The organism is Streptomyces sp. NPDC048383 (genome assembly GCF_040651775.1).
Classification (GTDB): Bacteria; Actinomycetota; Actinomycetes; order Streptomycetales; family Streptomycetaceae; genus Streptomyces.
On record NZ_JBEZKS010000078.1, the window covers coordinates 19,936 to 30,259 of the forward strand.

The window sequence follows — 10,324 nt, forward strand, 5'->3', positions numbered from 1 at the left end:
CCACCCTGCGGGGGAGGGGCGCACCGGTGGCTCGGAGCCGGTGGAGCCCCGCCCGGATACCGCCGGCGCGCGGCGGGCCGCGCGGGTCGGCGGCCCCCGAGCGGGCGGGCACACGAGAACGTCGCGTGTCCCTCCACCGGGCATTCCGGGGGAAGGACACGCGACGTTCTCGTTCGGGGCCGGCGGCCCCGCGCGGTCAGTTCGGCGTCACCGACGGGGGTACGGGCTCGCGCGGCACGGGCAGCGCGGCCGCGTCGCCGGGCTCCCGGCGGCTGGCGGACCAAGCGGCCCACAGATCGGCGTAGCGCCCGCCCGCGGTGACGAGTTCGTCGTGCGTGCCGGTCTCGACGACCCGGCCCTGGTCGAGGACCACGATCCGGTCGGCGGTCGCGGCCTGGGGGAGCCGGTGGGCGACCATCAGGCCGGTCCGCCCCTCCAGGGCCCGCAGCGCGGCCGACTCCAGGACGCGGGCGCCGGCGCTGCCCGCGTCGGCGGTGGCCTCGTCCAGGATCGCCACCGGCGGGTCGGCGAGGACCAGACGGGCCAGGGCCAGGTGCTGGGCCTGGGTGACCGTGAGCCGGTGCCCGCCCTCACCGACCACCGTGGCGAGGCCCTCGGGCAGCGCGAGCGCCCACTCCAGGGCCCCCACCCGGTCGAGGGCCGCGCGCAGTTCCTCGTCGGTGGCCTCCGGCCGGGCCAGCCGCATGTCCTCGGCCAGCGGCCCGGCGAACACGTGGACCTCCTGGCTGATCAGCGTCACCGCCCGCCGGACCCCGACGGGGCCCAGCTCCCGGGCGTCGACGCCACCGAGGAGGATCGAGCCGCCGGACGGGTCGTGCACCCCGGCGATGAGCTTGGCGAGGGTGGTCTTGCCGGCGCCGCTCGCGCCGACCAGCGCGACCCGCTCTCCGTCGCGCACCTCCAGATCGACCCCGCTCAGCACCGGGTGCCCCGGCACGTAGGCGTGGCTCAGCGCGCGCACCGTGACGGAACCGTCGGCGGGCACCGCCCGGCTCTCGGGCTCGCGTTCGGCCGGAAGGTCGGACACGCCGACCAGCCGGGCCAGGCTCGCGCCCGCGGACTGGGCCTCGTCGATGAGGAACAGCGCCGCGTTGACCGGGTTGAAGAGGCTGTGGAAGTACAGGGCGGCCGCGGTCGCCGTGCCGATGCTGACGGACCCGTTGTCGACGAGGAAGAAGCCGGTGACCAGGACCCCCGCCAGGCCGATGAACTCGGCGAGGTTCAACCGGGAGAAGAACCCGGACACGAGCCGGATGCCGCGCAGCGCGAAGCCGACGGCCTCCTCGGAGCGCTGCTCCAGGAGTCGCTCGTGCGTCCCGCCGAGCCGGAACGCCCGGACGGTGCGGACGCCGCCGATGCTGTCGAGGAGCTGGTGCTGGAGCGCGCCCGTCGCCACCCGGTGTGCGGCGTAGACGGAGGACGCGCGGGGGACGTACCAGCGCACGGACAGTACGTGGACCGGTACGGCGAGCAGCACCGCGGCGAGGAAGCGCCAGTCCAGGACGGCCAGTCCGGCCAGGGTCAGCACGATGGTGAGCAGGGCGCCCGCGAACTCGGGCAGCGCCTGGCGCACGGCCCGGGCGATCACGGTCACGTCCCCGGTGACCCGGGAGGTCAGGTCCCCGGACCCGGCCCGCTCCACGCGTTCCAGGGGCAGCCGCAGGGCCCGGGCGATGAAGCGTTCCCGCAGGTTCGCCAGGATCGTCTCGCCGAGCCGGGCGACCAGCGAACTGCCGATCGCGGTGGCGACGCCGCGCGCCACCGCCACGACCAGCAGGAGGATCATCGGCACGGTCAGCGAGCCCGCTCCGGCCCGCTCGACGACGAGGTCGACGATGCGTCCGAGCAGCGGGGCCGTCAGCAGGCCGATGCCCGTTCCCAGGACCAGGACGCCGAACGCGCAGAAGGCCAGCAGGCGGTGCCCGCGCAGCAGCGTCCGTAGGACGGCGAGGGTCCGGGCGCCGTCGGCCGTGGGCAGCAGCTCGCGCCCGCCGGTGCTGGATCCGCTCATCGTCCGTCCTTCGTCGTGCGCGTCCTCGTGGTCCGCGCGCGCTTCGGCGGCGGTTCTCGCGTTCGTGTCCGTCATGCCAGCACCGTCGCGCGGTAGGCGGCGTCGGTGGAGACCAGGTCCTGGTGGCGGCCGTGCGCGGTGACGGCGCCCTCGTCGAGCACCACCACCCGGTCGGTTTCGGCGAGCAGGGCGGGGCTCGTGGTCACCAGGAAGGTGGTGCGGCCGGGTCGCAGCAGCTTCAGGCGGGCCGCGATGCGGGACTCGGTGACCGTGTCGACCGCCGTCGTCGGGTCGTGGACGACGAGGACGGGCGGGTCGGCGGCCAGGGCCCGGGCCAGGGCGACGCGTTGGCGCTGCCCGCCGGACAGGGACCGGCCGCGCTCGCTGAGGGGGGTGTCCACGCCCTGCGGCAGGGCCCGGGCGACGTCGTCGGCGGTGGCGGCGGCGAGCGCCGGCCCCGGGTCGGTGTCCTCGCCGGGCAGGGACGCCCGCACGTTGTCGAGGAGGCTGCCCTCGAAGAGGTCCGCGTCGTGGTGGGCGACGAGGATCGCCCGGCGGGCGTCGTCCGGGTCCAGGTCGGTCAGCGCCACCCCGTCGAGCTCGATCACCCCTTCGTCGGGGTCCGTTTCGCGGCCCAGGCACAGCAACAGGTCGTCGGCGGCGGCCGGGTTCCCGGCGACGACGCCGATCAGGGTTCCGGGAGCGACGTCGAGGTCCAGGCCGCGCAGCGCCCCGTACGTGACGCCGCTGAACCGGACGCGCCCCTTGAGGGGGTGGGGGAGCGCGGCCGTTCCGGCGGTGACGGCGGGCGGCGCGGCGAGCACCTCGGCGATGCGCTCGGCGGAGGCGCGGCCCTGGGCGAACTCGCCGTTGACGTAGGTCAGGAGCTGGAACGGGCCCAGCAGGTACTGGGCGAGCCCGACCGCCGCGACGAGTTCGCCGACGCTGATCGAGCCGTTCATCGCGAGGTGCGCGCCGACCAGTCCGATGATCGCGATGAAGATGCCGGTCAGGGCGAGGATCGCGCCGTCGTGCCAGGCCCGGCTGCCGGCGGCGCGCAGCGCGGCGGCGAGGGAGTCCCGGCTGGTGCTGCGGTAGCGGGACACGGCCGCGGCCTCGGCGCCGATGCCCTTGAGCACACGCAGGCCGGCGACGAGGTCGGCGGCGACGCCCGAGGCGTGCGCGGCGCGGTCCTGTTCGACCTCGCTGCGCTGTTCCAGGGGGCGGCTGATGAGGTGGCCGAGCCACAGCAGGGGCGGCACGCCGAGCAGGATCAACAGGCCCAGCGGCACCGAGATGCGCAGCAGCGCCACCGCGCTGATGACGAGGCCGGCGAGCGCCGACACCGCGTACGTCACCGCGGCGGCGGTCGCGCCGACGCGGGTCGCGTCGCCGGTGGCGATGGAGGTGAGCGCTCCGGGCAGCCGGCCCTTGTCGGCGCCGCCGCGCGGGTCGAGCACCTTGCGGCCGAGGGTGAGGCGCAGGCCGTGGCCGGCGTGTTCCGCCGAGCCGTCGGTGATCCGCGCCGCGATCCGGTAGGAGGTGGAGAGCACGAGGAACAGGACGGCGAGGACGATGAGCCAGCGCAGCAGGGCCCCGGAGGATCCCGTCGTCACGGCCCGGTCGATGATGACACCGATGACGACGGGGACCAGGGCCTCGCAGCCCTGGTGGGCCATGCCGAGGGCCGACGCCGTCGCGATGCGGCGCCGTTGTCCCCCTATCGCTTTTCGGAGGACTTGGCTCCCCGTCGGTCCTCCGTCGAGCATGTGTTTCCTCCGCGCGCATGTGATGATCAAACAGTTAGGTAAGGCTACCTTAAATAGCTGCTCCCTCGGCGTGGCGTCCAGTGCCTGTCCCGTATGCCCTGCTTACGTGCTGCGGGCGCGCGTTGACCCGGTGCGGAGGGTTCGCTTAGGCTCACCTAAGTATCATCCTGCTGTCGGTGCATCACCTTTCATACATCGCCGGCCAACCACCGCCAGGGGGAGTCGTTGTCGTCGGTTGAAACCCAGGCGGTACCGGGGACCGGTACCCGGGCTCCGCTCGCACCGCCGAAGTCCCGGGCCGTCACCGCGGCGCGGGGGATGGGCCTCCTCGTCGGGCTCGGCGCACTCGTCCTGGTCGCGCTCCTCAGCGTGTGGGTCGGCACCCGGGGCATCCCGTTCACGGCCACCTGGGGCGTGCTCCGGCACCCCGACGGCTCGCAGGCCTCGGCCATCATCCACGAGTACCGGATCCCCCGCACCCTCCTCGGCCTCGTCGTCGGCGTGGCCCTCGGACTGTCCGGCGCGCTCATGCAGGCACTGACCCGCAACCCGCTCGCCGACCCAGGACTGCTCGGCGTCAGCCTCGGCGCCTCGACCGGCGTGGTCATCGCGATCTCGTTCCTCGGCGTCGGCGCGGCCCTCGGCTACGTCTGGTTCGCGTTCATCGGCGCCGCCCTCGCCTCGGTCCTGGTGTTCGTCCTCGGCTCCTCCGGACGGAGCCTGGCCACCCCCGACCGGCTGGTCGTCGCGGGAGCCGCCGTCACGGCGGTGCTCACCGCCTTCAACACGGCCGTCCTGCTCCTCGACCCGCAGGCCTTCAACAAGTTCAGGTTCTGGACGGTCGGCGCCCTCGCGGGCCGCAACCTCGACTTCGTGTACCTGATCCTGCCCTTCGTCGTGGTGGGCCTGTTCATCGCCCTCGGGATCGCCCCCTCGCTCAACGCCCTCGGCATGGGCGAGGACGTGGGCCGGGCCCTCGGCGTGAACGTCGGCCGGACCCGGGTGCTGGGGGCCGTCGCCGTCATGCTGCTGTGCGGCGCCGCGACCGCCGCCGCCGGCCCGATCGGCTTCGTCGGCCTGGCGGTTCCGCACATCGCCCGGTTCGTGGTCGGCGCCGACCAGCGGTGGATCCTGGCGTACTCCATGCTGATCGCCCCCGTCCTGCTGCTCGGATCGGACGTACTGGGCCGGGTGATCGGGGCGCCCGACGAGATCCAGGTCGGCATCGTCACCGCGTTCCTCGGCGCACCGCTGTTCATCGCGCTGTGCCGGCGCCGAAAGTTGGTCATGCTGTGAGCCCCGCACCCGGGGTACGAGCCCCCGCCACCACCCGCGACCCGAAGCCCCGCATCGTCAGCGGCACCGTCCTGCGCACCCCGCGCGGACGCTGGTCCGTGCGCGTACAGGGCCGTACGATCGCCGTCACCGCCATCCTGCTGGCCCTCCTCGTGACGGTCATGACGGTCAGCCTGACCACCGGCGACTTCGAACTGTCCGTCAGCGAGGTGCTCCAGGCCCTCTTCGGCGACGGCGGCGGCGCCGCCGACTTCATCGTCAACACCCTGCGCATGCCCCGCCTCGTGACCGCGCTGTGCGTCGGCGCGGCGCTCGCCGTCAGCGGGGCCATCCTGCAGAGCCTGACCAAGAACCCGCTGGGCAGCCCCGACATCATCGGCTTCACCACCGGGTCGGCGACCGGTGCCCTCATCGTCATCGTCGTCCTCAACGGCGGCATGACCCAGATCGCCATCGGCGCGCTCATCGGCGGCTTCGCCACGTCCGCCGTGATGTACCTGCTCCTCCTCGGCAGCGGCATGCAGGGCTTCCGACTCGTCGTCATCGGCATCGGCGTGAGCGCCCTGCTGCTCGCCGCCAACTCCTACCTGATGACCCGGGCCAGCTGGCAGGAGGCCCTGGAGGCCCAGGCCTGGCTCATCGGCAGCCTGGGCAACCGGGGCTGGGAACACGCCGCTGCCATCGGCTTCGCCGTCGCCGTACTCCTCCCGCTCGCCCTGGTGTTCGCCCGCCGGCTCTCCATGGTGGAGATGGGCGACCACACGGCCACCGCGCTCGGCGTCAACGTCGGCGCGAGCCGCACGGCCCTGCTCGTCATCAGCGTCGCGCTCGCCGCGTTCGCCACCGCGGTGGCCGGACCCATCGCGTTCGTCGCGCTCGCGGCGCCCCAGTTGGCCCGCAAGCTGTCCCGCTCCTCGGGACCCGCACTGGTGCCGTCCGCCGCCATGGGCGCACTCCTGCTGGCCGGCGGCGACCTCGCCGTCCAGCGCCTCTTCTCCCCCGCCCTCCTGCCGGTGGGCACGGCAACCGGCACCGTCGGCGGGTTGTACCTGATCTGGCTGCTGGTCACGGAGTCACGAAAGAGCCGCGCATGACTGGAAAGAATCCCCCCGCCGCACGCCTGGGGGCCGAGGGCCTGACCCTGACCTACGACCAGCGGACGGTGGCCACCTCCCTGGACGTGGTCATCCCCGACCACTCCTTCACCGTCATCATCGGACCGAACGCCTGCGGGAAGTCCACCCTGCTCAAGGCGCTCGCCCGGATGATCAAGCCGAAGGCCGGCGAGGTCTACCTCGACGGGGCCGCGATCTCCACCTACCGCTCCCGGGAGGTCGCGCGCCGACTCGGCCTGCTCCCGCAGACCTCCACCGCGCCCGGCGGCATCTCGGTGGGCGACCTCGTCGCCCGCGGCCGCTACCCGCACCAGAAGCTGCTCAAGCAGTGGTCCGCCGAGGACGAGGCCGCCGTCGCGGAGGCCATGCGTCAAACCGGCGTCCTCGAACTCGCCGAACGACCCGTCGACGACCTCTCGGGCGGCCAGCGCCAGCGCGTCTGGCTGTCCATGGTGCTGGCGCAGCAGACGTCCATCCTGCTCCTGGACGAGCCGACCACCTTCCTCGACATCGCCCACCAGGTCGAGGTGCTCGACCTGTGCGCCGACCTGCACGAGGACAAGGGGCAGACCATCGTCGCGGTGCTCCACGACCTCAACCAGGCCTGCCGCTACGCCACCCACCTCATCGTGATGAAGCCCGGCGGCGTCATCGCGGCCGAGGGCGACCCCGCGACGATCATGACCGCCGAACTCATCCAGGACGTGTTCGGGCTCTCCTGCCGGATCATCGACGACCCGGAGACCGGCACGCCCCTGATGGTGCCCGCGGCCCGCAACCGAGCCGGTACGCCCGTCGCGGCCGACATCCACTAGTGCTGTGACCGGATCCGGGACCCCGCGGGCCGGCCGGGACCTCGACGACACGACCAGGGACGGAACTCCATGCTCTGCACCAGGCTGACGAACGCGAACATCCTCACGATGGACCCGGACCACCCGGTCGCGCACGACCTGGGGATCTGGCGCGGCCGGATCGTCGGCCTGGACGACGCGGTGACCTCGCTGCCCGCGCGCGAGGTCGTCGACCTCCAGGGCGCCACCGTGCTGCCGGGGTTCATCGACAGCCACGTGCACCTGGCCTGGACCGGCCTGAAGGCGGCCACCCCGAGCGTCGCCGGCCGGGGACGGATCGAGGACGTCCTGGCCGTCGTCGCGGAAGCCGTCTCCCGAGCGCCCGAACCCGGTACTTGGGTGGACATCGCCGGGTACGACCAGCGGGCCCTGGGGCGGCACCTGACCGCCGCCGAACTCGACCGGGTCGCCGCGGGCCACCAGGTGTTCCTGATGCACGAGTCCGGACACGCCTGCGTCGTCAACACCGCGGTGCTCGACCGGCTCCCGGCCGGCGTCCCGCACCAGGACGGCTTCCTCGCCGAGGGCGCCATGAGCGCCGCCCGCGCGCTGCGCCCCCCGTACTCCCAGCGGGAACTCGCCGACGCCATCGAACGCGCCGGCCGGACCTGCCTCGCCGAGGGCGTCACCGCCTGCGCCGAGGCGGGCATCGGCGGCGGCCTCCTCGGCCACAGCCCCGTGGAACTCGGCGCCTACCAACTGCTGCGCGAACAGGGGCGGCTGCCCCTGCGCGTCCAGCTGATGGCCGCCGCCGACACCCTGCGCCCCGTCACCACACCGACCGAGGACGGCATCCCCCGCGCCCTGGGCCTCGGCATGCGCACCGGCTTCGGCGACGACTGGCTCTCCCTGGGCGCCCTCAAGATCTACACCGACGGCGGCATGATGGCCCGTACCGCCGCCCTCACCCGCCCGTACGAGGGCACGGAGCACCTCGGGCAGCTCCAGGACGACCCGCAGCGCCTGCTGGACACCATCGTGGACGGCCACCTCGCCGGCTGGCAGCTCGCCGTCCACGCCATCGGCGACCGCGCCGCCGACCTCGCCCTGGAGGGCATCGAGCGCGCGCAGCGCCTGCGGCCGCGCCCAGAGGCCCGGCACCGGGTCGAACACGCGGGCCTGATCCGCCCGGACCAACTGCCGCGCTTCGCCCGACTCGGGGTGAGCGCGGTCGTCCAGCCGAACTTCCTCCACTCCTTCGGGGACGACTACTCGGCGATCATGGGCGAGGAACGGGCTCCCTGGATGTACCGCGGCAAGGGCTTCCTGGACCACGGCGTCACCCTCGTCGGCAGCTCCGACCGGCCCGTCACGGACGGATCCCCGCTGCGGGCCGTCCAGTTCATGGTCGAACGGGCCTCCGCGTCGGGCCGACCCGTCGGTCCGGACGAGGCCGTCACCGTGGACCAGGCGCTGCACGCGTACACCGTCGCCGGAGCGTACGCCTGCCACTGGGACGACAGCGCGGGCAGCCTCACCGCCGGCAAGCGCGCCGACCTGGTGGTGCTCGGTGACGACCCGCGGCGCGTCGCCCCCTCGGCCATCGCTGCCATCCAGGTGGTGGCCACGTTCGTGGACGGCACCCGGACGCCCGAGTCGAAGGCGCTGTAGGGCAGTTCGGCCGCCCTCGCCCGGAGAATCCGCTCACCCACATGCGTCCCACCTAGGTTAGGCTTACCTAAACATGGGGGTGTTGGGATGCAGGAGCAGGTGCGGCACCGAGCGCAGCAGGACGAGTGGGCCGACGAGGTCGTGGCCTGCATGGGTTCCCGCGACATGGTGGAACGCGCGCTGCGCGAGGCGCTGAGTCGGACGCCCAGTCAGCGTGAAGAAACGATTGCTCGCATGGCGGACGCACTGCGCGGAGCCGCGCAGGGCCTGTCCGTGCCCGGCTGCGCGGCCGCCGCCGGAGTCCCCGAACGCATCCTGCGCGAATGGCTTCAGATCGACGCCAGCTTCGCCGGGGCGCTGCACGCCGCGCACGCCCTGGCGCAGGCCCACGGTCTGCGTCCGGGGGCGGAGCCGACGCCCGCCGCGCTGCACCTGCTGCTCGACGCGATACGCAAGGGCGCGGCCTGGCCCGCCGCGGCGACCCTCGTCGGCATCTCCATCCGCGGCTTCAACCGCCTGCGCTCCGAGGCGCCGCAGGTCGGGGCCCTGATCGCGGCCGCCCAGCGGGCCCGGCCGGCGCGGACCGCCCCGGGCGGGCGGCGCCGACTCCCCAAGGCCGGGGGTACCCGGCCCGGATACCGGATCGTCCGGCTCGACGACCCGGTGCTCTCGCCGGGCGGGCGGCCCGACCCCGGCGTCGGGGCGGAGGAATCCGGGGCGGGAGGCGTCGGGGCGGGAGGCTCCGGGGCGGGGGACTTCGGGGTGGGAGGCTTCGGGGTGGGAGGCTTCGGTCCGGACGAGGCCGCGGGCGGGCCTCGGCGGGACGGGTGACGCGGGACGGGTCACGCCAGGTGGGGGCGCCGGCGGCGGTCGGGTGCGGGCCGTTCGCCCGTAACTCCGTTGCCCGCTCGGGGTAGAGGGATGTCCCGGGTTTTGCCTCCTACTTAAGTAAGGCTAACCTTGGTTGTGGTTCCGGGGTGGTGCGGTGATCGAGCCGCCCGTCGTTCGCGCCGGAGCCGTATGGAAAGGGAACCCTTGATCACGTTCGCCTCGCGGACCACCCCCCGGTCCGATCGCGCCGCTCTGCCCGACGCCTTCCCCGTACGCTCCGCGCACTCCGGGGACGCCGCCGCCCTCGCGGCCCTGTCCCAGCCGTTCGTCCGGTCCGGAGCCCTGCGGGCGCGCTCCCTCTCCCTGTACGTCGCGGACTCCGCCGACTTCCTCGTGGTGGACGGCCCGGACGGGACGCTCCTGGGGTGTCTGGCCCTACGGGTCCACCCGGCCGCGCCGGGCACGGGCCGTGGCGGCGCGGGCGTCCTCTACAACTTCTGTGTCGCACCCGGCAGTCAGGGGCGCGGGCTGGGTGCCAGGTTGCTGACCGCCGCGCTGGTCAGGGCCAACTCCCTGTCCTTGAAAGCCCTGTTCACCGCCACGACCGGAAGCGGCGAGCTGTTCCGCCGGCACGGCTTCGCCCCGGCCCACGTCGCCGCCGCTCCGTCGACCTGGGTGGACTCCCTTTCCCCCGAACGCAATTCACGCATCCTCACCCGCTCGCTCTAGCGCCGTGCCGGCGGAACAGCTCGCCGCTTCCGGTCGTGGCGGTGAACAGGGCTTTCAAGGACAGGGAGTTGGCCCTGACCAGCGCGG

8 protein-coding genes are annotated in these 10,324 nt (G+C 73.7%); 6 read left to right on the plus strand and 2 right to left on the minus strand.

The annotated features are described in order from the left end of the window. Positions 1 to 196 precede the first annotated feature (196 nt). The gene (locus AB0D46_RS35045) at positions 197 to 2,032 is read right to left on the minus strand and encodes an ABC transporter ATP-binding protein (protein WP_362883661.1); all 1,836 of its coding nucleotides are present in this window, start codon (positions 2,030 to 2,032) and stop codon (positions 197 to 199) included. Positions 2,033 to 2,103: 71 nt separating this feature from the next. Then, positions 2,104 to 3,801 (minus strand): ABC transporter ATP-binding protein, encoded by a 1,698-nt coding sequence (locus AB0D46_RS35050; RefSeq protein WP_362883652.1) that lies wholly within the window; start codon positions 3,799 to 3,801, stop codon positions 2,104 to 2,106. Positions 3,802 to 4,119: 318 nt separating this feature from the next. On the opposite strand from AB0D46_RS35050, the gene AB0D46_RS35055 reads away from it, so the two are divergent. From AB0D46_RS35055 to AB0D46_RS35080, 6 genes are all read left to right on the plus strand, one after another. After that, on the plus strand, positions 4,120 to 5,097 hold the full coding sequence (locus AB0D46_RS35055) for an iron chelate uptake ABC transporter family permease subunit (RefSeq protein WP_362883663.1): 978 nt from the start codon (positions 4,120 to 4,122) through the stop codon (positions 5,095 to 5,097). Then, positions 5,094 to 6,191, plus strand: a complete 1,098-nt coding sequence (locus tag AB0D46_RS35060; RefSeq protein WP_362883654.1) for an iron chelate uptake ABC transporter family permease subunit — start codon at positions 5,094 to 5,096, stop codon at positions 6,189 to 6,191. The genes AB0D46_RS35055 and AB0D46_RS35060 overlap by 4 nt, the downstream gene beginning before the upstream one ends. Beyond that, complete coding sequence (locus tag AB0D46_RS35065) at positions 6,188 to 7,027, plus strand: ABC transporter ATP-binding protein (RefSeq protein ID WP_362883656.1); 840 nt, start codon at positions 6,188 to 6,190, stop codon at positions 7,025 to 7,027. The genes AB0D46_RS35060 and AB0D46_RS35065 overlap by 4 nt, the downstream gene beginning before the upstream one ends. A gap of 69 nt (positions 7,028 to 7,096) precedes the next feature. After that, positions 7,097 to 8,677: an amidohydrolase gene (locus AB0D46_RS35070; protein ID WP_362883657.1), complete on the plus strand. Its 1,581-nt coding sequence runs from the start codon at positions 7,097 to 7,099 to the stop codon at positions 8,675 to 8,677. 87 nt (positions 8,678 to 8,764) lie between these two features. After that, positions 8,765 to 9,508: a hypothetical protein gene (locus tag AB0D46_RS35075; RefSeq protein WP_362883659.1), complete on the plus strand. Its 744-nt coding sequence runs from the start codon at positions 8,765 to 8,767 to the stop codon at positions 9,506 to 9,508. A 252-nt stretch (positions 9,509 to 9,760) separates the two neighbouring features. Further along, the gene (locus AB0D46_RS35080) at positions 9,761 to 10,237 is read left to right on the plus strand and encodes a GNAT family N-acetyltransferase (protein WP_362883665.1); all 477 of its coding nucleotides are present in this window, start codon (positions 9,761 to 9,763) and stop codon (positions 10,235 to 10,237) included. Positions 10,238 to 10,324: the final 87 nt, after the last annotated feature.